23 protein-coding genes are annotated in these 22,895 nt (G+C 64.7%); 11 read left to right on the top strand and 12 right to left on the bottom strand.

Going from position 1 to position 22,895, the window contains the following annotated elements:
* Positions 1–6 precede the first annotated feature (6 nt).
* The 7 genes from AC1DS5_RS07500 (at position 7) to AC1DS5_RS07470 (ending at position 7,757) form a co-directional block, all read left to right on the top strand.
* Positions 7–270, top strand: coding sequence for a cysteine-rich CWC family protein (locus tag AC1DS5_RS07500; RefSeq protein ID WP_477717626.1), 264 nt, complete (start codon positions 7–9; stop codon positions 268–270).
* On the top strand, positions 267–1,352 hold the full coding sequence (cobT, locus tag AC1DS5_RS07495; protein WP_477717625.1) for a nicotinate-nucleotide--dimethylbenzimidazole phosphoribosyltransferase: 1,086 nt from the start codon (positions 267–269) through the stop codon (positions 1,350–1,352). Before AC1DS5_RS07500 ends, cobT begins: the two co-directional genes overlap by 4 nt.
* A 62-nt stretch (positions 1,353–1,414) precedes the next feature.
* Positions 1,415–2,263: an adenosylcobinamide-GDP ribazoletransferase gene (locus AC1DS5_RS07490; RefSeq protein ID WP_477717624.1), complete on the top strand. Its 849-nt coding sequence runs from the start codon at positions 1,415–1,417 to the stop codon at positions 2,261–2,263.
* Between the two features lie 256 nt (positions 2,264–2,519).
* Positions 2,520–3,068: a histidine phosphatase family protein gene (locus AC1DS5_RS07485; RefSeq protein ID WP_477717623.1), complete on the top strand. Its 549-nt coding sequence runs from the start codon at positions 2,520–2,522 to the stop codon at positions 3,066–3,068.
* 174 nt (positions 3,069–3,242) lie between these two features.
* Complete coding sequence (locus AC1DS5_RS07480; protein WP_477717622.1) at positions 3,243–4,229, top strand: 5'-nucleotidase; 987 nt, start codon at positions 3,243–3,245, stop codon at positions 4,227–4,229.
* Positions 4,226–6,091 (top strand): ABC transporter ATP-binding protein/permease, encoded by a 1,866-nt coding sequence (locus AC1DS5_RS07475; protein WP_477717621.1) that lies wholly within the window; start codon positions 4,226–4,228, stop codon positions 6,089–6,091. Before AC1DS5_RS07480 ends, AC1DS5_RS07475 begins: the two co-directional genes overlap by 4 nt.
* Positions 6,092–6,146: 55 nt before the next feature.
* Positions 6,147–7,757, top strand: coding sequence for an MFS transporter (locus AC1DS5_RS07470; RefSeq protein WP_477717620.1), 1,611 nt, complete (start codon positions 6,147–6,149; stop codon positions 7,755–7,757).
* 37 nt (positions 7,758–7,794) lie between these two features.
* On the opposite strand, the gene queC is transcribed toward AC1DS5_RS07470, so the two are convergent.
* A complete protein-coding gene (queC, locus tag AC1DS5_RS07465; protein ID WP_477717619.1) occupies positions 7,795–8,493 on the bottom strand; it encodes a 7-cyano-7-deazaguanine synthase QueC in 699 nt (232 codons plus the stop codon).
* A gap of 18 nt (positions 8,494–8,511) precedes the next feature.
* Positions 8,512–9,690: a fumarylacetoacetate hydrolase family protein gene (locus tag AC1DS5_RS07460; protein ID WP_477717618.1), complete on the bottom strand. Its 1,179-nt coding sequence runs from the start codon at positions 9,688–9,690 to the stop codon at positions 8,512–8,514.
* 279 nt (positions 9,691–9,969) lie between these two features.
* On the opposite strand from AC1DS5_RS07460, the gene AC1DS5_RS07455 reads away from it, so the two are divergent.
* The 3 genes from AC1DS5_RS07455 to AC1DS5_RS07445 all read left to right on the top strand — a co-directional run bounded on the left by AC1DS5_RS07455 (position 9,970) and on the right by AC1DS5_RS07445 (position 12,465).
* Positions 9,970–11,124 carry a patatin-like phospholipase family protein gene (locus tag AC1DS5_RS07455; RefSeq protein ID WP_477717617.1) on the top strand — a complete coding sequence of 385 codons (1,155 nt, stop codon included), beginning with the start codon at positions 9,970–9,972 and terminating at the stop codon, positions 11,122–11,124.
* A 345-nt stretch (positions 11,125–11,469) separates the two neighbouring features.
* Positions 11,470–12,009, top strand: coding sequence for a phasin family protein (locus tag AC1DS5_RS07450; protein ID WP_477717616.1), 540 nt, complete (start codon positions 11,470–11,472; stop codon positions 12,007–12,009).
* Positions 12,010–12,237: 228 nt separating this feature from the next.
* On the top strand, positions 12,238–12,465 hold the full coding sequence (locus AC1DS5_RS07445; protein ID WP_477717615.1) for a hypothetical protein: 228 nt from the start codon (positions 12,238–12,240) through the stop codon (positions 12,463–12,465).
* Positions 12,466–12,626: 161 nt separating this feature from the next.
* Here the strand turns inward: AC1DS5_RS07445 and AC1DS5_RS07440 are convergent, their stop codons facing one another.
* The 10 genes from AC1DS5_RS07440 to AC1DS5_RS07395 all read right to left on the bottom strand — a co-directional run bounded on the left by AC1DS5_RS07440 (position 12,627) and on the right by AC1DS5_RS07395 (position 21,575).
* Positions 12,627–13,280 (bottom strand): response regulator, encoded by a 654-nt coding sequence (locus AC1DS5_RS07440; protein WP_477717614.1) that lies wholly within the window; start codon positions 13,278–13,280, stop codon positions 12,627–12,629.
* Positions 13,277–14,563, bottom strand: coding sequence for an MEDS domain-containing protein (locus tag AC1DS5_RS07435; protein ID WP_477717613.1), 1,287 nt, complete (start codon positions 14,561–14,563; stop codon positions 13,277–13,279). Before AC1DS5_RS07435 ends, AC1DS5_RS07440 begins: the two co-directional genes overlap by 4 nt.
* A 369-nt stretch (positions 14,564–14,932) precedes the next feature.
* On the bottom strand, positions 14,933–15,655 hold the full coding sequence (locus AC1DS5_RS07430; protein ID WP_477717612.1) for a ribonuclease activity regulator RraA: 723 nt from the start codon (positions 15,653–15,655) through the stop codon (positions 14,933–14,935).
* A 139-nt stretch (positions 15,656–15,794) separates the two neighbouring features.
* Positions 15,795–16,136, bottom strand: a complete 342-nt coding sequence (locus tag AC1DS5_RS07425) for a cytochrome C oxidase subunit IV family protein (protein WP_477717611.1) — start codon at positions 16,134–16,136, stop codon at positions 15,795–15,797.
* Positions 16,137–16,159: 23 nt separating this feature from the next.
* Complete coding sequence (locus AC1DS5_RS07420; RefSeq protein ID WP_477717780.1) at positions 16,160–16,855, bottom strand: heme-copper oxidase subunit III family protein; 696 nt, start codon at positions 16,853–16,855, stop codon at positions 16,160–16,162.
* A gap of 45 nt (positions 16,856–16,900) precedes the next feature.
* Entirely contained in the window at positions 16,901–17,515 is a 615-nt protein-coding gene (locus tag AC1DS5_RS07415; RefSeq protein WP_477717610.1) for a cytochrome c oxidase subunit 3 family protein, read from the bottom strand.
* The gene (gene ctaD, locus AC1DS5_RS07410) at positions 17,512–19,278 is read right to left on the bottom strand and encodes a cytochrome c oxidase subunit I (RefSeq protein ID WP_477717609.1); all 1,767 of its coding nucleotides are present in this window, start codon (positions 19,276–19,278) and stop codon (positions 17,512–17,514) included. The genes AC1DS5_RS07415 and ctaD overlap by 4 nt, the downstream gene beginning before the upstream one ends.
* 26 nt (positions 19,279–19,304) lie before the next feature.
* Positions 19,305–20,474, bottom strand: a complete 1,170-nt coding sequence (locus AC1DS5_RS07405; protein ID WP_477717608.1) for a cytochrome c oxidase subunit II — start codon at positions 20,472–20,474, stop codon at positions 19,305–19,307.
* Between the two features lie 33 nt (positions 20,475–20,507).
* Positions 20,508–20,996, bottom strand: a complete 489-nt coding sequence (locus tag AC1DS5_RS07400) for a hypothetical protein (protein ID WP_477717779.1) — start codon at positions 20,994–20,996, stop codon at positions 20,508–20,510.
* Between the two features lie 63 nt (positions 20,997–21,059).
* Positions 21,060–21,575 (bottom strand): DUF1269 domain-containing protein, encoded by a 516-nt coding sequence (locus AC1DS5_RS07395; protein WP_477717607.1) that lies wholly within the window; start codon positions 21,573–21,575, stop codon positions 21,060–21,062.
* A gap of 314 nt (positions 21,576–21,889) precedes the next feature.
* Here AC1DS5_RS07395 and AC1DS5_RS07390 point away from each other — a divergent pair, with 314 nt between their 5' ends.
* Positions 21,890–22,819: a LysR substrate-binding domain-containing protein gene (locus AC1DS5_RS07390; protein WP_477717606.1), complete on the top strand. Its 930-nt coding sequence runs from the start codon at positions 21,890–21,892 to the stop codon at positions 22,817–22,819.
* Positions 22,820–22,895 lie beyond the last annotated feature (76 nt).

Genomic DNA, 22,895 nt, shown 5'->3' with positions numbered 1-22,895 from the left:
CAACGCATGACATCACAAAGCACGCCATCACCAGAAACACCCGGGACCGGCTTGTCCCCCACCTCAACGTGCCCACGCTGCGGCGCTGGCTTTCGCTGCGGCATGGTGGCCGGCGACGCGCAATGCTGGTGCGTCAAGCTGCCGCACGTGATGCCCGTGCCTGCTTCAACTTCCCCGGCGGGCAAAGAGGCAAGCGCTGACAGCGCCAGCGCCGCCTCGTGCTACTGCCCGGCCTGCCTCCAGCTGATCACCGAGAACCGTGTCCGATGACTGCCACCACCTCTTTCCCCCCTGTCTCCTCTTCTCATCCGGCCCTGCACATCCCGGCGATCGCGCCCATCGCCGATGCCGCGCTGGCAGACCGGCTGCAGCACAAGATCGACCACAAGACCAAGCCCTTGGGCGCGCTGGGGGCGCTGGAAGGCCTGGCGCTGCAGCTGGGCCTGATCCAGCGCCGCGAGACCGTCACGCTGCACGAGCCGCAAATGGTGGTGTTTGCGGCCGACCACGGCATTGCCGCAGAAGGCGTTTCAGCCTATCCGCAGGCCGTCACCGTGCAGATGGTGGGCAACATGCTGGCCGGCGGCGCAGCCGTCAATGTGTTTGCCCGCCAGCATGGCTTTGCACTGCACGTGGTCGACGCCGGCGTCGCGGCTGAACTGCCCGCACACCCGCAACTGCTGCAGCGCAAGATCGCGCACGGTACGCGCAACCTCTGCAGCGAGCCCGCCATGTCGCCGGCCGAAGCCCATGCGGCGCTTCAGGCGGGCATGGCCGTCGTGCGGGCCCTGCCGGGCAACGTGGTGGCGCTGGGCGAAATGGGGATTGCCAACACCTCGGCGGCGGCCCTGCTGTTTGCGCGGCTGGCCGGCGCCAGCCTGGAGGACGCAACAGGGCGCGGCACGGGCCTGACCGACCCGCAGCTGCTGCACAAGCAGGGTGTGCTGATGCGCGCCCTGGAACGCCACGCCGACGCCACGCGGCCGCTTGACGCGCTCGCCGCGCTCGGTGGTTTTGAAATTGCCATGATGTGCGGCGCGATGCTGCAGGCCGCCAGCGAACGCCGCGTCGTGCTGGTCGACGGTTTCATCGCCGGCGCCGCGGCGCTGGTGGCCCACGCCCTGGCGCCGCAGGTGCGCGACTACCTGGTGTTCTGCCACCGCTCAGCCGAGCGTGGCCACGGCCTGCTGCTGGCCCACCTGAAGGCCACGCCGCTGCTTGAACTCGACCTGCGGCTGGGAGAAGGCACAGGCGCCCTGCTGGCCTGGCCGCTGGTGCAGTCGGCGGCGCTGTTCCTGGACGAGATGGCCAGCTTTGACTCGGCCGGCGTGAGCGGCAAGGAGAGCCCCTGAATGCGCCCGGATGTCGCCACGATGTCGCCATGACACCAACATAACGCCGCCATGACATCCCCATGAACCTGATCAGCCAATTTGTGCGTGAGTACCTGCTCGCCGTCCAGTTCTTCACCCGCATACCCGTCGTGGGGCGGCTGGCCGACTGGGTAGGCTACAGCCCCGAACTGCTGCGCGCCAGCGCTGGCCACTTTCCGGGCATCGGCATCCTGGTTGGCACACTGGCGGCACTGGTGTATTGGTTATTGCAGGCCCTGCTGCCCGACACCCCCTTCACACCGCTGGTGGCCACCGTCCTGTCCACCGCCGCCACCGTGCTGTTGACGGGCGGTTTTCATGAAGACGGGCTGGCCGATGTGGCCGATGGCCTGGGCGGCAGCCAGGACCGCGACCGCGCGCTGGAGATCATGAAAGACTCGCGCGTGGGTGCGTTTGGCGCCATGGCGCTGATGCTGGCGCTGCTGGGCAAGGTCGCCCTGCTGGCGATGCTGGGCTCGGTCGAGGGCAGCCTTCCCGAGGGCGGGGACGACGCCCCTTTCAGCAATTGGTACATCTGCGCCGCGCTGCTGACGGGCCACGTGGTCTCGCGCGGCCTGCCGCTGTTGCTGATCTGGCTGCTGCCGCACGTCGGCAACACTGCAAGCTCCAAGTCCAAGCCGCTGGCCGACCAGATTTCCCAGGGCAGCCTGCTGGTCGCATTCATCTGGTCATTTGTCGTGCTGGCCCTTGCAGGCCTGGCGCTGGATGCCATCAGTTTGATAACAGCCTGCAGCTTTGCCATGCTGGCGCTGTTGTGGATGGGGGCGCTCTTCAAACGGCGCCTGCAGGGCTTCACCGGCGACTGCCTCGGCGCCACGCAGCAGGTCTGCGAAATCGCCTTCTACCTGGGTCTGGCCGTTAGTTTGTGAATATGGCCCCCACGCTTGTCGCTTCGCGTACTGCGCTGCCCCCCGAGGGGGCGCATTTCGCCTTGGGGCGGCCCGGCGGCGAAACCCTGGCCCCCACGCCTGTCGCTTCGCGTACTGCGCTGCCCCCCGAGGGGGCCGCTGCGCCTGCGGCCCGGCTAAGCCGGTTCCGCGGCCCCTGCTGGGTTAAGACCCCACCTTGCCTTGATAGGCCCCCCACGCTTGTCGCTTCAGAAATGCGCCGGAGGACCTCTCCTCGATGAAGCTCTGGCTGGTCCGTCATGCGCAGCCCTTGATTGGGCCCGGCATTTGCTACGGCCGGCACCCGGTGGCGGCCGATGCGGGCGCGACGGCGCACTGTGCGCAGTCGCTGACCCGCTTGCTGCCTGAGGGCTGCCGCGTCGCCAGCTCGCCGCTAGCAAGGTGCGAGCAGCTGTCTAGGACTCTGCAAGGACTGCGGCCCGACTTGACTTATGAATCAGACCCGCGCCTGCAGGAAATGGATTTCGGCCAGTGGGAAGGCCGCGCCTGGCAGGACATTGCCCCGGCCGAGCTGCAGGCATGGACCGACGACTTTGCGAACTACGCCGTCGGTGGCGACGGAGAAAGCGTCAGCCAGGTGATGGCGCGCGTCGCCTCTGCCTTCGACGAATTGCAGGGTCCGGCAGGCACGCTGTGGATCACGCACGCGGGCGTCATGCGGGCGGTACACCTGCTGGCGCGCGGCCTGCGCCAGGTCGCGCGTGCCGACCAATGGCCGATGGGTGCACTGGCTTATGGACAATGGTGCACACTGGAACTGGTATGAACACCCCCGTTGCTTGCTCACTGCGTGTAGCCGCCTCCCCCCTTGCAGGGGGCGACACCTGCGGCCTGGCAGAGCCAGTTCCGCGGCGTCTGCTGGTATCGCGTCGCACACGGGTGATCAGCGCCAAATGAAGCCATACCCAAAACCGACCTAACAACACCAAGGCATCACAACATGGCAGCAAATCTGGACGGTCAGCTCGTGGTGGCGATCTCGTCGCGCGCGCTGTTTGATTTCGAGGAAGAGAACCGTATTTTTGAAACGGGCCTGATGCAGGAAGCGCCGCCGGGGGCCAAAAAAGATGCGGCCTACATGAAGCTGCAGCTGGAGCGGCTCGACGTGCCGGCCAAGCCCGGCGTGGCGTTCTCGCTGGTCAAGAAACTGCTGGCATTCAATGACGCCCCTGAAAGCCAGGGCGAAGCGGCCAGCCCGGCCGCGCCGAGCCAGCGGGTGGAGGTGGTGATCCTGTCGCGCAACGACCCGGTCTCGGGCATGCGCGTGTTCCGCTCGGCGCAGCATTATGGCCTGAAGATCGAGCGCGGCACCTTCAACCGCGGCGAAGCGCCGTGGCGCTACCTGAAGCCCCTGCATGCCAACCTCTTTTTGTCGGCCCACCTCAGCGACGTGCGCGACGCGCTGGTTGCCGGCGTGCCCGCCGCACAGGTGTACCCGCACTCGGTGCGTGCCAGCGACGCGCATCCGCACGAAGTGCGCATTGCTTTTGACGGCGATGCAGTGCTGTTCTCCGACGAGGCCGAGCGCGTCTTCCAGTCGCAGGGCCTCACGGCCTTCCAGCAGCACGAGCGCGACAAGGCCACGCAGCCGCTGCTGGCCGGGCCGTTCAAACCGCTGCTGGAGGCGCTGCACCGCCTGCAACAGGCGGGCACCTCGCGCATGCGCATACGCACCGCGCTGGTCACCGCGCGCAGCGCCCCGGCGCACGAGCGCGCCATCCGCACTCTGATGGACTGGAACATCGAAGTCGATGAAGCGATGTTCCTCGGCGGGCTGGCCAAGGGCGAGTTCCTGCGCGAGTTCGAACCCGATTTTTTCTTTGACGACCAGACCGGCCATGTGCACTCGGCGGCCCAGCATGTGCCCTCGGGCCACGTGGCCAGCGGCGTATCCAACCAGTTGTCACCAAAAGGTTTGCCAGAATGAATGTTCCTGCCAGCACTGCCAGCACTCCCGGCCCCGCCGGCTTCCTCGCCAAATTCAGCGCCTTCCGGCTGTTCGGCGCACGCGTCTGGGCCCTGTCGGCGCCTTACTTCCAGTCGGAAGACAAATGGAAAGCGCGCGGCCTGCTGCTGGCCATCGTCGTCCTGAACCTGGGCGCGGTCTACATGCTGGTGCTGCTCAATGAATGGAACCGGGTGTTTTACGACGCCTTGCAAAACAAGGACGCGGCAGTGTTCTGGACGCAGCTGGGGCGCTTTACCTACCTGGCCTTCGCCTTCATCCTGATTGCGGTGTACCGCTTCTACCTCACCCAGTTGCTGGAGGTGCGCTGGCGCGCCTGGATGACGACACACTACCTGAAACGCTGGCTCGCCGACCACGCGTTTTACAAGCTGGAGCTGGGCCGCTTCACCGGCGCAGCCAAAGACGCGCTGAACACGAAGGACACCCCGGACAACCCGGACCAGCGTATCCAGGAAGACATCAACCTCTTCACCTCCTACAGCATTTCACTGAGCATGGGCCTGCTCAATGCGGTGGTCACGCTGCTCAGCTTTGTCGGCATCCTCTGGTCTCTCTCGGGTGCTTTCGCATTCACGCTGGGCGGCACGAGTTACAGCATTCCGGGCTTCATGGTCTGGATGGCCGTGCTTTACTGCGCCCTGGGTAGCGTGCTCACGCACTACATCGGCCGTCCGCAGATCAGGCTCAACTTCCTGCAACAGCGTTATGAAGCCGATTTTCGCCACCACATGGTGCGGGTGCGCGAATACAGCGAAGCGATTGCGCTGGACAAGGGCGAAACCGTGGAGCGCGTGCACCTGGACACGCGCTTTGCCGCCGTGCTGGCCAATTACCTGCTGCTGATCAAAAAGCAGAAGAACCTGGTGTGGTTCACCAACTTCTTTGGCCAGGCCGCCGTGGTGTTTCCTTTCATCGTGGCGGCACCGCGGTTTTTCAGCGGCGCCATCCAGCTCGGCGAGCTGATGCAAATCGCGTCGGCCTTCGGGCGGGTGCAGGACTCGCTGAGCTGGCTGGTCGACAACTACAGCAGCCTGGCCGCGTGGCGCGCCACGACCGACCGCCTGACCAGCTTTGAAGACCACATCGCGGCGATGACCGAGCAAGGACGCGCGCAACTGGCTGCCAATTTGATAGCAAACGAAGCCTCCCCGCTGGCCGGCGCTGACACGCTCGCGGCCCGCGACCTGACGCTGGCCCTGCCCTCGGGCGCCACGCTGCTGAGCGGCGTGTCCGTGCAGGCGGCACCCGGCGAAAGCGTGCTGGTGAAGGGCCCGTCGGGCAGTGGCAAGTCCACGCTGTTCCGGGCGCTGGCGGGCATCTGGCCGTTCTCGCGAGGCCAGACACAGTTGCCGCGGGACGCGATGTTCATTCCGCAGCGTCCCTATTTCCCCGACGGCGCGCTGCGCGATGCGCTGGCCTACCCGCAACCGGCCGCGCGCTACAGTGACGAAGCCCTGCAGCAGGCGCTGTCTGACGCGCTGTTGCCCCAGCTGGCCAGCCGGCTGGACGACAAGGATGCCTGGACCCAGAAGCTGTCGGGCGGCGAGCAGCAGCGCCTGGCGATTGCCCGCGTGCTGCTGAAAAAGCCCGCCTGGATTTTTGCCGATGAAGCGACCAGCGCGCTGGACGAAGCGGCCGAGAAAACGCTGTATGAAAAACTGCTGGCGCATGTGAAGGCCATGCATGGCGGCATCGTCTCGATTGCCCACCGCCCCACGGCGGCGGCCTTTCACAGCAGGCTCTGGGAACTGGAAAAATTGCCGCCGGGTGGACCCGTGCTCTACCGGCTGCACGAAAGCCGGCCGCAGCAGACCCTCTGAAGACCCTCTGAAGCCCTACTGAAGACACACGAAAGAAATACGGAAAAGTCACTGAATGCCCGAAGAACCACTCAAGGCAACGCCGCCGTCCGCCACTGAATCGCTTTCGCCATGGACGCCCATCACCTACCCGGTGTTCCGCATGCTGTGGAGCACCTGGCTGGTGGCCAACATCTGTATGTGGATGAACGACGTGGCCGCCGCCTGGATGATGACGTCCATGACCACCACGCCGCTCTGGGTCGCGCTGGTGCAATCGGCCTCGACCCTGCCGGTCTTCCTGCTCGGCCTGCCCAGCGGTGCGCTGGCCGACATCCTGGACCGGCGGCGCTACTTCATCATGACGCAGTTCTGGATTGCCGGCGTGGCCACGCTGCTGTGTATCGCCGTGGTCTCGGGTGTGATGACGCCGCCGCTGCTGCTGGCCCTGACCTTTGCCAACGGCATCGGGCTGGCCATGCGCTGGCCGGTGTTCGCCGCCATCGTGCCCGAGCTGGTGCCGCGCCCGCAGTTGCCGGCCGCGCTGGCCTTGAACGGTGTGTCCATGAATGCCTCGCGCATCGTCGGCCCCCTGGTGGCAGGCGCGCTGATTGCCAGTGCCGGCACCGCCTGGGTGTTTGTTCTCAATGCCGTGCTGTCGGTCATCTCCGGCTTCATCATCATGCGCTGGCGGCGCGACCATGTACCCAGCCCGCTGGGGCGCGAACGCCTGGTCAGCGCCATGCGCGTGGGGCTGCAATTTGTGCGGCAGTCGCACCGCCTGCGGGCCGTGCTGGTGCGCGTCTCGCTGTTTTTCCTGCATTCCACTGCCCTGCTGGCCCTGCTGCCTCTGGTGGCGCGCAACCTGCACGGCGGCGGTGCCGGCACCTTCACGCTGCTGCTGGCCTCCATGGGGGCGGGCGCCATCATCGCCGCCATGTACCTGCCGCGCCTGCGCCAGATGATGCCGCGCGACACGCTGGTGCTGCGCTCCACCGTGCTGCAGTCGGCCTCCACCGCCGTGATGGCGCTGGCGCCGAATGTCTATGTCGCCGTGCCGGCCATGCTGCTCAATGGCATGGCCTGGATCTCCTGCGCCAATTCGCTCAGCGTGTCGGCCCAGCTGTCGCTGCCGGACTGGGTGCGGGCACGCGGCATGTCGATGTACCAGATGGCCATCATGGGCGCCAGCGCCCTGGGCGCTGCGCTGTGGGGCCAGGTGGCCACGGTGACCAGCGTGCCGACGGGCCTGCTGGTGGCCGCGCTGAGCGGCACGGTCACCATGCTGCTGGCCCAGCGCTGGGTCACGGACCTCAGCATCGAGGAAGACCTGACGCCTTCACGCGACTTCAAAGTGCCGGTGGCCAACGTGCCGCCCGGTGCAGGCCATGTGGTGGTCACCATTGAATACCAGATCGATCCGGCCCGTGCCGACGATTTTCGTGCCCTGATGCAGGAGAGCCGCCGCAGCCGCCTGCGCCAGGGAGCGCTCGACTGGGCGCTGCTGCGCGACATCGGTAACCCGGGGCGCTACATCGAGCAGATCATCGACGAGTCATGGACCGAACACCTGCGGCGCTTTGACCGCGTGACCGCCAGCGACGTAGCGCTGCGCGAGCGCAAGCTCGCCTTTCACGTCGGAGAAGAGCCGCCGCTGGTCAACCGCTGCCTCGTGGAAGGCAGCTGAGGGTCTGGTATTGCTGCAGTACGCTGAGCCGTGAAGCTCAGGGCGTCCCCACATAACCGGCATAGCCGCGCGCCCGCAGCTCGCAGGCCGGGCATTGCCCGCAGCCGTAGCCCCAGGCCTGCCGGTGCGTGCGGTCGCCCAGGTAGCAGGTGTGGGTGTGCTCGATGATCAGCTCGACCAGCGCCTGGCCGCCCAGCGCATGGGCCAGACGCCAGGTGTCGGCCTTGTCGATCCACATCAGCGGTGTCTCGATCAGAAAGCGTTTGTCCATGCCCAGCGAGAGCGCCAGCTGCATGGCCTTGATGGTGTCGTCGCGGCAGTCGGGGTAGCCTGAAAAGTCGGTTTCGCAGACGCCGGTCACCAGCACCTGCAAATCGCGCCGATAGGCCAGCGCGGCCGCCAGCGTGAGAAACAGCAGGTTGCGCCCCGGCACAAAGGTGTTGGGCAGGCCCGAGTTTTCCATCTTGAAGGCCACGTCGCGCGTCAGCGAGGTATCGCTCACCTGCCCCAGCACGGCCAGGTCGAGCAGATGGTCTTCGCCCAGCTTGGGCGCCCAGTGCGGAAACCGGCTTTTGATTTCGCGCAGCACATTCAGGCGTGCATCCAGCTCCACCTTGTGGCGCTGGCCGTAGTCAAAGGCGACGGTCTCCACGCGCTCGTATTTGGAGAGCGCCTGGGCCAGGCAGGTGGTGGAATCCTGGCCACCGGAAAACAGCACAAGTGCGGAGGTATGCATGGCCGGCTTCACCCCTTTCTACAGCAGGCCGCGGCGCGCCAGGCTCTGCATCAACGCCGTGACGCCAAAAGTCCAGGGCGCGGCCTTGTCCGACGTGGTGACGCGGTTCACCAGGCTGCCCAGCTGCGGCGTCGCCACCGTCACCAGGTCGCCCACCACATGGGTGAAGCCCTGGCCAGGGCCGTGCCGGTCCTGCGTGGGTGCGAACATGGTCCCCAGAAACAACATGAAGCCATCAGGATACTGGTGGTTGGCGCCAATCGCCTGGGCCACCAGGTCCAGCGGGTCACGGCTGATCAGGCTCAGCGAACTGCCGCCTTTCATTTCGAAACCCTCCGGCCCGGTCACCGTCATGGCCAGCTCACTGCGGCGCACATCGTCCATGGTGAAGTGGTCGTCCAGCAGGCGAATGAAGGGGCCGATGGCGCACGAAGCGTTGTTGTCCTTGGCCTTGCCCAGCAGCAGCGCGCTGCGCCCTTCAAAGTCACGCAGGTTGACGTCATTGCCCAGCGAAGCGCCCTGCACCTCGCCGCGCGAATTCACCGCCAGCACGATTTCAGGCTCCGGGTTGTTCCAGTGGCTGCGCGGGTGCAGACCTACTTCAGCGCCCGTGCCCACCGCGCTCATGGGCTGGCTCTTGGTGAAGATTTCCGCGTCGGGCCCAATGCCGACCTCCAGGTATTGCGACCAGACGCCCTGGACAATCAGCACTTCCTTGAGCTGGGCCGCTTCCGGCGAACCGGGCTTGATGCTGCTGAGGTTCTCGCCCATGACGCTGACCACCGCGCTGCGCACGGACTCGGCCTTGCTGGCGTCGCCGCCGGCCTGCTCTTCAATCACCCGCTCCAGCATGGAAGCCACAAACGTGACTCCCGCCGCCTTGATGGCCTGCAAGTCGCACGGTGCGATCAGCCAGGGCAATTTCGGGTCGTGCGCGTCCGCATGCGAATTGGCCAGCACCTCGGCCGTGCCCGCCAGGCGCGGCAGCGACGGCGCGGCCGCACGCACGGCCCTGGCCAGGTCCGGCAACTCCAGCAGCTGGCTCGCAGTCGGCGCCAGGCTGGAGAGGTCAAACACGCCGCCGGGATTGACCAGCGCCAGCACAGGGCCGGAGCCCTCGACCCAGACCCGGCCGATCAGCAATGCATCGGGGGCGTCAACAGGCAGGGTCGCGGACGGGCTCAATAAATTTTTCATGGTGGTGTGGCGAATGGAACGCGTATTAACGGGGTTACGGGTAATTTACGGGTGGTACGGATAACCGTATTTTGACAAGGGGAGGATGTGCAATTTCATGAGTTGCAACCTCAATGCTAATGCTACAGCGCTGCAAGGCGCCGGCTCATCACCAGGCCGTGCTGCCGGCCATTCAACCTCTTTTTTGCAAGGTTAAGTGAGTTCGCGTCCGCTTATACGGGAAAACCCTATACTGAACCGACACCTGCAGGGCATTTCGCCCGCCGTGAAGGAGTTCATTTGATCGACAGTGGAGCAACACCGCGACGCGCCAAAGCCCCAAAGCAGTCAAGCCTGGCGCGGCTCAAGCGCCTGCTGGGCCCCCGCCTCGCGCCGGCCCCCGCATCCAGCCCCGGCACGGTGTCAAAAAGCTGGCTGGGTCGGCGCTCTCCAGCGGAGCGGCTCAACCTGGCGCTTCAGGGCGGCGGCGCCCATGGGGCCTTCACCTGGGGGGTATTGGATGCGCTGCTTGAAGACCCGCGCGTCCAGTTCGAGGGCCTGAGCGGCAGCAGTGCCGGCGCCATGAATGCCGTGGTGTTTGCAGACGGCTGGATGAAGGGCCAGCGCGAGGGCGCGCGCCAGGGCCTGGCCGACTTCTGGGGCGAGGTCGGAAAGCAGATGCCCTGGAGCATGATGACCCAGGGGCAGGGCGACGCCATCAGCCTGTCGCCGGCCAGCAAGATGCTGGCGAACTGGGCCGGGTATTTCTCGCCTTCGCAGCTCAACCCGCTGGACCTGAATCCCTTGCGCGACCTGCTCAACCGGCAGGTCGACTTCGAGCGCCTGCGCGCGGGCAGTCCGTTCAAGCTGTTCATCGGCACCACGCAGGTGAACACCGGCAAGCTGCGCGTGTTTCGGGAAAACGAACTCACGGCTGAGGTGCTGTTGGCCTCCGCCTGCCTGCCCAAGATCCATCACTCGGTGGAAATCGACGGCCAGCCGTATTGGGACGGCGGCTACTCGGCCAACCCGGCGGTGTTTCCGCTGTTCTACGACTGCGATTCACGCGATGTGCTGCTGGTCCTGCTGAGTCCGCTCGAGCGCAATGGCACGCCGCGCAGCGTGGAGGAGATCGAGGCGCGCATTGTGGAGCTGGCCTTCAACGCCACCTTCATGCGCGAGATGCGCATGTTCGCCCATGCGACGGAGTTTTCAAGCCTGCCCTTCCTGACCACGGGGCGGCTGGAGCGGCGACTGCAGAAGATGCGCTTTCACATGGTCGACTCCGCTGAGCTGGTGAGCCTGCAACGCACCGAAACCAAGCTGCTGGCACACGGCCCCTTTCTCGAACTGCTGCGGGAACAGGGGCGCGAGAGGGCCGGCACCTGGCTCTCGACGCATTACGAGGACGTTGGGCGGCGGTCAACGGTCGATGTGAAGAAGTGGTTCAGCTGAGAGTGGTTCAACTGAGCCGGCCTGCCCCCACCAGCGCCGGCGAGCCGCCGCAGCCCCGGGCGGCTCGCACAAGGCCCACGTGCAAGGCTATCGGCAGAGCTTGTTATGTCGTGGAATCACTACAACTTTTTTCCCAGAATTCATGACATGCGATGAACGGAATTGACGATAGCGCCAGGGCAACCGCCGCCGCACACTCTTCAGACGTTTTGAGCACCACATTCAGCGCAGCAGGTGATCGGACACGGGGCCAGCGAAGCCAGTGATTCGGAGAAGGCAGCGATGAAAACCGGTCATCCAGAGCGCCCTGTTTATTCAACTCCTTATTCAAAAAAAGAGACATTCATGACGCAGTCCAACAACCAGCTTTTCGATTTCCACCGTGCCAGCCTGAAGGCGACAGGCGATACGATCAGGTGGTCACTGGAGGGCGCGGAACGTTTGCGCAGCCATCAGCTTGCCGCTATCACCGAGGCCCTGGCATCCCATGCACAGGCCACCACCATGGTCAACGAGGCAAAGGACTTTGAAGAACTCGTCGCCGTATCGGCAAAGCTCGTGAACATCCAGTCCCGGACGATGATCGGCTACTGGAGCGGCCTCTACCAGATGGCCAGCGAGAGCCAGACCGAGGTTACCAAGCGCATGCAGGCCCAGGCGGAACAGATTCGGGAAAACTCCCGGAAAATTCTTGGCATCAGCACAGCTGGACAGGCGCCGATGCTGGCGGCGCTGCAACCGCTGGTGGACGCGGCCTCATCGGTTTACGACTTGGGCGCGCGCGCCACGGAAGAGGCGACGAAGTTCGCCACAGGCACCTGGAAAACTCCCCGCGCGGGTACGACCCGGGGGAACGGCGTGAATGGGCATCAAAAGTCGGCCTGAAGAAGCCGCCCACTAAGACATCGCCGGAGGTGCTGGAGCGAGACAAATTTGCCGGGACAGCGTGTCGCTGTCACCTGGCCATCCCCATCCAATGTTCTGTCACACCATGAGTTGCCGTCAATAACAAATTTTTCGCGTTTCAGTGGCCAGGTTCTTGCATGTCGTTAATTCAACCACGAAGCCGCGTTCCAGCTTACCCGGAGCGCAGGCTGCCTCAGGAGGAAGCGAATGTTGTCCCATCATGAATTGGCAAAATTATTTCTGATCAGCCGGGCGCCAGAACAGCTCGCCCTGGGCGACCCGGATGTCGGCTCGTTGATCGAAAAAAATCTGGTGGGTCTGCCGCGAATATCCGATGGCGGGAGCAATTTGCAAATCACGGGCCTCGGCATTGCAGTGCTGCGCGCACTGGACCGGCCGCAGCGCAGGCGTTCGGGCTACGCTCCATCTCACTAGCTCGCATCCGGCGATCGCGATGTGACGCGACGCCGTGAGCCTTGGAGCCGCGAACAAAACCCAGCGAAGCGGTCCTGGCCAGGCGTGCCGCCGCAGACAGTGCTATAGCTATAGCACGGCAAGGCGGCACAACGACGCCGTGAGGGTTTTGTTGACGGCTCTTATTGAACCAGGCTATTGTCGATCGCGTAGCGCGTCAGCTCGGCATTGCTGTGCACATCGAGTTTTGCGCAGATACGGGAACGGTAGGTGGTAATGGTACTGGCGCTCAGGTGCAGGCCGGCAGCGATGCGGGCCAGACTCTTGCCATCGACAATCTGCCTGAGGACTTCAAGTTCCCGGTCGGTCAGCGACTCATGGCCCCTTTTCCTGCGGCCGCCGCGTGTGCTACCGACATTGGCGGCCAGCTGATCGACCAGTTCAGCGCTGAGGTACTTGCCACCGGCGTGTGCCTTGCGCACCGCGGCGATCAGGCTGGCGGTGGGGCTGTCCTTGGTCAGGTAGCCGGCCGCGCCGTGTTTGAGTGCCCGCATGGCGTAGAGATCCTCGGCATACATGCTCAGCATCAGTACGGCGAGCCCGGGACACTCGGCGCGCAACATCTTCAGCAACTCCAGCCCGTTGCGCCCCGGCAATGCGATGTCCACCAGCGCCACGTCAAACGCCTGTTTGCGCACCAGGTTCAAGGCATCCCTAGCCGTCGGCGCCTCTCCCGTGACGTCGATGTCGGGCGCGGTGCCCAGCATCAAGCGCACCCCATTGCGCACAACAGCATGGTCATCCACCAGCAGGACCCGGATCCTGGGACCCGTCATTGCCGGTTCCCCGGCGGCCATGGCAGGCGCAGGGCAACCGTCGTGCCCTGCCCAGGCACCGGGATCATCTTCAGTTCCGCGCCACAGTGGCGTGCCCGCTCATGCATGCCGGCGATACCCCAGGATTCGCGCTGCCCCATGCGAACCAGGCCATTGCCGTTGTCCATCACTGCCACAGTCACCGCGCCATCCGCCTGCCGCACCTGGATGTCGACCCGCGAGGCCCCGGCATGACGCACGACATTGGTCAATGCTTCCTGGACAATGCGAAACACCGCATTGCTGGATTTGGCATCGAGCTGGGCGAGAACCTCGGTTTCATCGATGTCCACCCGGCAGGTCAGCCCCGCCTGCTTTTCAATCTGGCTCGCATACCACTCGATCGCTGCCCAGACGCCCAGCTGGTCCAGCACGCTGGGCCGCAAATCCGTGATGATCCGGCGCACGCTGGCCAGCGCGGTATCGGCCAGATCGGCGGCGTCGGCCAATTGCGGGTCTGATGGCAGGCCTCGCCGCACGCAGCGCTCCTGTGCAACCGACACATAGGCCTTGATACCCGTCAGCAGGCCGCCCAGCTCGTCGTGGATCTCCCGGGCGATCCGCTTGCGCTCCTCTTCCCGAATATGCTCCTGGTGGGCGGCCAGGCGACTGATGGCACGCTCAGCCTCCTCGCGCCGCATGATCTCGTGTTCGAGCGACTGCGCCTTGTGCTGCAGGCGCGCCATCGTGCGGTGAAAACGGTCCGGGTCGGCAAGCAGCGCCTGGTACTCCTCGCACGGGCTGACATGCGAATGCGCCGAACATATCGCGTCGAACACCTGCGACGGCGCTTCCGCCCCAAAAGCATCGACCGGATAGGCGCATAGCAGGGAGAACGCATGCTGCGTGGCAAGCTGGTTCCAAAGCTCTTCCAGCCGCAGCGCCGCCTGCGGCTTGCCATCGGCGCACAACAGGGCCACCATCTCCCCGAAAGCGTGCAGCCGCAGCGCGCCACCCCGCGTGGCCTGAGAGATGATGTCGCCCAGAAGAGCCGAGAAGCGCCTTTCGTCGGGCCAGTCATTGACCATGAATTGCTCAAGCGTTTGCCGGGCGTCGAGCGAAATAAACCGCTCGCGCGTATCGACGCCGTCGCGCTGAAGCTGCCCGGCAAATGCCGCGCGATGCACGGGCGTGGCGATCACGATGGCCGCGTCACCTGCGTCCAAGGCAGCGCTGACGTGGCCAGCCACCCTGGCGACCAGAAACGCCTCGTGTTCGTAAAACTGGACTTCATGAAAAGACATGGCTCCCTCATCAATGGCCCGCTTTTATTGCGGCCTGTGATTTTTTTTGATGCAACCGCCGGGATCTGGCCAGGTACCGGACCATAGCCGCCATGGCCGCATCTGCAAGGTGTGAAAAAACGTACGCTCGGATCTTGCGATGGTACGTTACAAAAAAAGCGCATCCATCTTAATGCCATCACAAAAATAGTTGCAAACCACAGGTCTTCCACGCAACGCCCATGGTTGCCCAACGCAGCCAGCGCCCCCGGTCGGACGCGGGCTCCGACGATGCGCTTCGGCCTGCCCGGGCGGGCAGGCACTTCGCGCAACGCACGGACGCCGCGTCAGGAAATCCAGTAGCACCACACGGCCATCGCCAGCGGATGCTCAGGCCCCGCGCCGCCAGGCCTCATAGCGCGTCCGGTTTTCTTCGTTGGGCGGGTACAGGCCGGGCAGCGGCGAGCCCTGGCTCACCTGCTGCATGATCCACTCCTCAAGACGCTCATGCTCTACAGCGGCCTCCACAACCTCGTCGATCAGCGCAGCAGGAATCAGCACCGCGCCGTCGGTATCGACAACGACCACATCGTTGGGGAACACCGCAACACCGCCGCAGCCCACGGGCTCCTGCCAGTTGACAAAGGTGAGTCCCGTAACCGACGCCGGCGCGGCCGTGCCCTGGCACCAGACGGGCAAGCCGGTGTCCAGCACGCCCGACAGGTCGCGCACGACGCCATCGGTGACCAGCGCGGCGACACCGCGCTTTTGCATGCGGGTGCAGAGAATGTCGCCGAAGATGCCGGCATCGGTCACCCCCAGGGCTCCCACCACCGCGACAACGCCCTCGGGCATGGCTTCGATGGCCGCGCGCGTCGAAATCGGGGCGCCCCATGAGGCCGGCGTGGCCAGGTCCTCGCGGGCAGGTACAAACCGCAGCGTGAAGGCGCGCCCCACCTGGCGCGGCTGATCGGGGCGCAGGGGGCGCGTGCCGCGCATCCAGACATTGCGCAGGCCCTTTTTGAGCAGCACCGTGGTCAGGGTGGCAGTGGTGATGCGCTTGAGCGTTTCGATGACTTCTGGGTTCAGCGGGATGACCGGGGTCTGTGGCATTGGAAGCTCCATGGAGGTAGATATAGCAATGATGCACCGGATTTCCGGCGCGCACGTCGCACAGGGTCACGCTCATGCCATCACGCTTCTGCCGTCACTCCCCTGCCATTACTTCCAGGCAGTCCCCTGCCACCCTGCCCTAGCGGAAAAACAGCAACCGGGTGATGAAAGTGTGGTCAGCTTCGGCAGCCATCAGGCCGACCAGCACCAGCACGGCCAGCGGCGGAACCAGGATGGCATAGACCAGCGCCAGCCGCTCCCAGGCCATGTGCATGAACACCGCCACGATGAGCCCGGCCTTGAGCAGCATGAAGACCAGGATCAGGCCCCAGCGCAAGTAGCCCTGGAAGTGGAAGTAATCCACCAGGTAGGACAGCGTGCTGAGCACGAAAAGCAGGCCCCAGACCTTGAGGTACAGGCCGATCGGATGTTGCTGGCCGGAGGAAGATGGCGATGAGGAGGGCGATTGGGAGGAGGACATGGTCAACCTTTCAGCAGGGGCGGTCACCAGAGATAGAACAACGCAAAGATGAACACCCAGACCAGGTCGACGAAGTGCCAGTACAGCCCGGCGATCTCGACGATCTGGTAGTTGCCCGTCTGTTCGTAGCGGCCGCGCAGCAGGCGCGTGGCCACCACCAGCAGATAGATGACGCCGGCCGTCACATGCAGGCCGTGAAAACCGGTGATCATGAAGAAGGCCGAGCCGAACTGGGCTGCGCCCATCGGGTTGCCCCAGGGCCGTATGCCCTCCTCCAGTATCAGCTTGGACCACTCGAACGCCTGCATGGCGACGAAGGTCTCACCCAGCGTGGCAGTCACAATCATCAGCACGGCCGCGTTGATGCGGTCACGCCGGTAGGCGCAGTTCACTGCCATGGCCATGGTGCCGCTGCTGCTGATGAGCACAAAGGTCATGATGGCAATCAGCAGCAGGGGCACCTCGGCGCCGCCCACATGCAATGCGAATACCTGGCTCGCGTTGGGCCAGGGCACGGTGGTCGACACGCGCACCGTCATGTAGCCCGTGAGGAAGCAGCTGAAGATGAAGGTGTCGCTGAGCAGGAAGATCCACATCATCGCCTTGCCCCACGAGACGTGGAAGGCCTCGCGGTCGGACGACCAGTCGGATACCAGCCCGCGCCAGCCGGCCACCGCACCGGCGCTGGCGGCGGCGGCGGTGCTTGGGGGTGAAGCCATCGATATCGTGGTGTCCATGGAGCCTCCAGGAGTTCATGCCGGCCGTCAGCCCGTGCCGCAGATCCAGCGCACGACTTCCGGCGTCAGCCAGCCGAGCGTCGCAAACAGCACCACCCACACTGCCAGCAGGAAGTGCCAGTAGCGCGCGCACAGCGCAACGCGCCAGGCGAACGCCGGGCCGGCCGCGCGGCCCGCGCCGCGCACCGTCACCGCCCAGCCGGCCAGCCCCCCGATCACGTGGAGCCCGTGCATGGCCGTCAGCAGATAGAAGAAGCTGGCCGCCGGGTTGCCGGCCGGCATCACCTGCGCGGCTTGCAGCACCTGCCAGGCCCAGAGCTGCACGCCCAGAAAAGCCAGCGCGCAGGCCCCGCCGGCCCCGAGCAACGTGCGCGCCGCGGCCGGGTGGTCACGCCGCGCGGCGCTGGCGGCCCGCTGCAGGCACGCGCTGCCGGTGACCAGCAGCCCGGTACTGAGCCACAGTTGCCAGGGCATGGCAATCGGCGACCAGTCACCGCTGTCCATGCGCATCGCATAAGCCAGGGTGAACAGCGAGAACAAGGCGGTGGCGACACCCATGAAGGCCCACAGGCCGGTACCGGTGCTGGCCGCGCGGCGGTCCGGCGGCCAGCCGCCGGGGGGATAGGCAACAGCCGTGTTCATGCGATCGCTCCCTTGGCCCTGCCCGGGGCGGGATGCGGCTGCGGCTCCTGGCCACCCGCCTCGGGGGGTGCGTTTTGTGCAATGAAGTCCTGCGGCGCGCCCGGCACACTGTAGGCATAGGCCCAGCGGTAGACCACCGGCAGCTGCGGCCCCCAGTTGCCGTGCACCGGCGGTGTCTGCGGCGTCTGCCACTCCAGCGAGGCGGCGCGCCAGGGGTTGGGCTCGGCTCGCCGGCCGCGGAAGGTGCTCCAGGCGAGGTTGAAGATGAACAGCAGCTGCGCCGCACCGACGATCAGCGCGGCCACGGTGATGAAGGTGTTCAGCGCGTGCGCCGAGGCCGGGATGAACTGGTAGCCGTCAAAGTTGTAGTAGCGCCGCGGCATGCCCAGCACGCCCAGGTAGTGCATGGGGAAGTAGATGGCGTACGTGCCGAGGAAGGTGATCCAGAAATGCAGCTTGCCGATCCGGTCGTCCAGCATGCGGCCCGTGACTTTCGGGAACCAGTGGTAGATGCCGCCGAACACCACCAGCAGCGGCGCCACGCCCATCACCATGTGGAAGTGCGCCACCACGAAGTAGGTGCCCGACAGCGGGATGTCCACGCTCACATTGCCCAGGAACAGCCCCGTCAGTCCGCCGGCCAGAAAGGTCAGGATGAAGGCCAGCGTGAACAGCATGGGCACGGTCAGGTGAATGTCGCCGCGCCACAGCGTCAGCACCCAGTTGTAGACCTTGATGGCGGTGGGCACCGCGATGATCAGCGTGCTGGTGGCAAAGAAGAAGCCGAACCACGGGTTCATGCCGCTCACGAACATGTGGTGCGCCCACACGACAAAGCTCAAGGCCCCGATGATGACGATGGCCCAGACCATCATGCGGTAGCCGAAGATGGCCTTGCGCGCGTGCACGCTGATCAGGTCGGACACGATGCCGAAGGCCGGCAGCGCCACGATGTAGACCTCGGGGTGGCCAAAGAACCAGAACAGGTGCTGGAACAGCAGCGGGCTGCCGCCCTTGTAGCCGGTCACCTGGCCCATCGACACCAGCGCCGGCATGAAGAAGCTGGTGCCCAGCGTCTTGTCGAGCAGCATCATCACGCCGCTGACGAACAGCGCGGGGAAGGCCAGCAGCGCGAGAATCGTCGCCACGAAAATGCCCCAGACCGCCAGCGGCATGCGCAGCAGCGTCATGCCCTCGCAGCGCGCCTGCAGCACCGTGGTCACGTAGTTCAGCCCGCCCATCGTCGTAGCGACGATGAAGATCACCAACGACACCAGCATGAGGATGATGCCCCAGTCATGTCCTGGCGTGCCGGGCAGGATGGCCTGCGGCGGGTACAGGGTCCAGCCCGCGCCGGTGGGCCCGCCGGGCACAAAGAAGCTCGCGATCAGCACGAGCACCGACAGCAGGTAAACCCAGAAGCTCAGCATGTTCAGGTAGGGGAACACCATGTCGCGCGCGCCGATCATCAACGGGATCAGGTAGTTGCCGAAGCCGCCGAGGAACAGCGCGGTGAGCAGGTAGATCACCATGATCATCCCGTGCATGGTGACAAACTGGTAGTAACGCTCGGCGTTGATGAACTCGAACTGCCCCGGGAAACCCAGCTGCAGCCGCATCAGGTTGGACAGCACCACCCCCAGCAGCCCCACGGCGATGGCGACGCAGGCGTACTGCACGGCAATCACCTTGTGGTCCTGGCTCCAGACATACCGGGTCAAGAAGCTCTGCGGGTGATGCGAAGTGTCTTCAGCGTAGGCCATGGTGTTCCTCGTTCAATGGCGCAGCTTCACCGCTGCGCCTTCTGCCCAGGTGCGGGTGCGGGTGCGGCCGAAGCCGCACCGCCCAGGGACTGGATGTAGGCCAGCAGCGCAGCCACCTCGTCGCTGCCCAGGTTCGCCGGCGGCATGATGGGCGGAAAGCCCTTCACCACCTGCGCCTGGGGCTCGAGGATGGAGCGCCTCAGATAGTCCTCGTCGGCCCGTACGGTGGTGCCGTCGGCGAGTGTCCGGGTCGTGCCGTACAGTCCCTTCCAGGTCGGCCCGACCCGGGCGCTGCCGTCCACCGTATGGCACGCCGCACAGCCCCTGGATTGGGCCAGCGCCTGGCCCTGGGCGACCAGGCTGTCGGCACCGGTGGCCGGTGTTGCAGTGGCCGGGCGGCCGGCGCTCGCCATGGTCACCGCAAAGGTGGGCTGCGTCTTCAGCCAGGCCTGGAACGCGGCCTCGTCTTCCACCACCACCTGGCCGCGCATATTGGGATGACCGATGCCGCACAGCTGGGCGCACATGGCCTCGTAACGGCCGAGCACAGTGGGTGTGAACCAGAATGTGCTCATCTGGCCCGGCACGATGTTCATGCGCGCACGAAACGGCGGAACGAAGAAGTCGTGCAGCACGTCGTGTGAGCGCAGCAGCACCTTGACCGGTTTGTTCAGCGGCAGGTGGACCTCGGTGCCGGCGACGAGGAAGTCGTCCTGCCCGACCGGATCGCGCGCGTCGAGGCCGAACGGGTTGGCAGCGCTGACGAAGCGCGCATCGGTCGGGCCCAGCTTGCCGTCTGCGCCGGGAAAGCGGTAATACCACTGCCATTGCTGGCCCAGTATCTCCAGCACGATGGCCTCGCGCGGCGCATTGATGTATTGGGCATAGACAAAAAGCCCGGGCGCCAGCAGCAACGCGATGCCGACCGTGGTGATCCCGATCAGCCAGCGCTCCAGCCTGCTGTTCTCGGGTTCATAGGATGCGCGGCTGCCTTCGCGATGCCGATAACGAAACAGCGTGTAGGCAACAAAAAAATTGATGACAACGAAAAAAAGGCCTGTGACGACCAGCGTGATGGTCAGCGTATCGTCCATCGACTGCCAGTTCGAGGCCAGCGGCGTCGCCGACCAGGGACTGACAAAGTGGAACAACACCGATCCGATGACGATGACAATGAGGACATAAGCAAAAACCATTCGCATCCTCTCGGTTCGGCGCCGGCCACCCCTTCAATGCCGATTGAACTTCCAGTACAAAAATGCAGCCGTCACCCCAAAAATCAGGTGGGTTATCGCGGTTGGTGCGCCACGCAATTCGGCGAACCAGGGAAAGAAGCGGGTCATGCCGTAAAAATTCAGCAGATACAGCACCACGCCGAACACCGCGCCCGCCAGCAACACCATGCCTACCGTCGAATCGAGTCGGAACGGCACGATGATGGCAACGAGTACCAGGCCAAACAGGACACCCAGCACATAGTGAGCCGCGAGGGCCACGGCCACCACCATGACGCTGAAATCTGTCGATTGCAGGGTCTCAGGCCCCGTCACGATCGCAGAGATCATGTATGACACGACCCACGGGCTCTCGCCAGAAACCAGGGTCGACCAGAACAGCTCCAGCACCATCAGCACCGCCCCGGCCGCCAGTCCGGCGACCGCCGCTGCAGGCCAGTCCGGCTGGTGTTGCCTCTGGTAGGAATGCAGATGAAGGTCCATGGCCACCTCCGCCAGTTTGAGGGACTGCGCACGTGTCAGGTGACCCGCGCGCATCCCGGCTCTTCAGGGGAACACCGGGGTATCCGGGTCCTCACCTTCCAGACGCGCTTCAGGGTGCGAAGCCTGCAGCAGGTTTTCGATTTCCTTGACCTGCAAACTCGACACGTCCACCATCAGCAGGATTTCACCACGCTCGATGGCGGCCTCAAAACGCTTGAGCCGGTGGCTCGGCACGGAAATGCCAATCAGACTCGACGACCAGGCCCCGAACAGGGCACCGAGCACACCCAGTATGGCCACAACACCCCATTGCAACGAAGCAAATCCGAGGGGATAGTACATGGCCACCAGGATACCCGCCGCGATACCGATCACGCCACCGATCAGCAGGCCCAATTCGGCCGCGTAAATCACGTCCGTCGTCTGAAAGACATTGGCGGGATGAAGACCCGAGAGATTGGTGCCCTCCCGTCCAAAGCAATGGATATGCTGCACCGGCACACGCGCCACCAGCAAGTCATTCACCGTTTGCCTGGCGCTGGCCACATCAGGTAGTAACCAATAAACTCGTCTGCTCATAAGCCCCCCCTTTTCATCACTCTGTGTGACTGTGGGATACAGATCAAAACGCAATCAATTTATACACCCGCGAACAGGTGAGTGCAAGCTGAGTGCAAGTTGCGTCGTCTCCCCTTCCAAGAACGGCCCCGCGGGCGGGCAAACCGCAACTGGTCAGCGTGACGCGGTGGCAATGGATTGGCGTCCCTATTGGCTTCCCGGTGAGACCTGTTGACTCAAGCGTTATTTGCCTGTCCCGCCGTTGAATTCGACAGCCCTCATGCCCACCGCTATAGTGAAATCACTGTTTACCTGAATTTAACAATTGAGCGCATATGACACCTGAAATTCAACCTGCCGACCTGGGCTTTTTCTCTGCCCTCGCGAGTGCCGGCAGCCTGAGCGCCGCCGCACGGGAACTTGGCATCACCACGCCCGCCGTGAGCAAGCATCTGGCGCTGATGGAGTCGCGGGTGGGTGTGCCGCTGGTGAACCGGACGACGCGGCGCATGAGCCTGACACCGGAAGGCGAGCTGTACCTGGAGCATGCACGCCGCATTCTTGGGGAAATCAATGACATGGCGGAACTGCTCGGCGTGTCGAGGTCCACCCCGAAGGGCCTGCTCAGGGTCAATGCGACGCTCGGCTTCGGGCGCACGCACGTGGCACCGATCATCTCCAGGTTTGTCCGCAAGTACCCGCAGGTCGAGGTGCAGTTGCAGCTGTCGGTCAACCCGCCGCCCCTGACGGACGACTCGTTTGATGTCTGCATCCGATTCGGCGCGCCGCCGGACGCCCGCGTGATCGCCAGACACATCGCGCCGAACCGGCGGCTGCTGTGCGCGTCCCCCGCCTATCTGGCCAAGCACGGCACACCCAAGGTCCCGAACGATCTGACCCGGCACAACTGCATCGGCATCCGGCAGGGTGAAGAGGCTTATGGCGTGTGGCGCCTGGCAAGCGGCCGTGGCCGAAACGTGACCACCGAGGCCGTCAAGACCCGCGGCAACCTGACCACCAACGACGGCGAGATCGCCGTCAACTGGGCGCTCAACGGCCACGGCATCCTGATGCGTGCCGAATGGGACATCGAGCGCCACCTGAAATCCGGCAGCCTCGTGCAGGTGCTGCCTAATTACTACACGCCCGATGCCGACATCCACGCGGTTTATCCGCAGCGCCACCAGTTGACCGCGCGTGTCCGGGCGTTCGTCGACTTTGTGGCGCTGTCATTTACGAAACGCTCGGTGGCAAGCAAGCCTTAGACTCCGCTCGCTAACCATAGCTGTAGCCGTAGCGGCTCAGCTGGCTCAACTCTGGATCCGGGACGCACCGCTCATG

The sequence above is a fragment of the Polaromonas sp. P4_H1 genome (genome assembly GCF_056400945.1).
The sequence above is the reverse complement of the archived record's forward strand: the minus strand, read 5'-3'. Positions and strand labels throughout refer to the sequence as shown.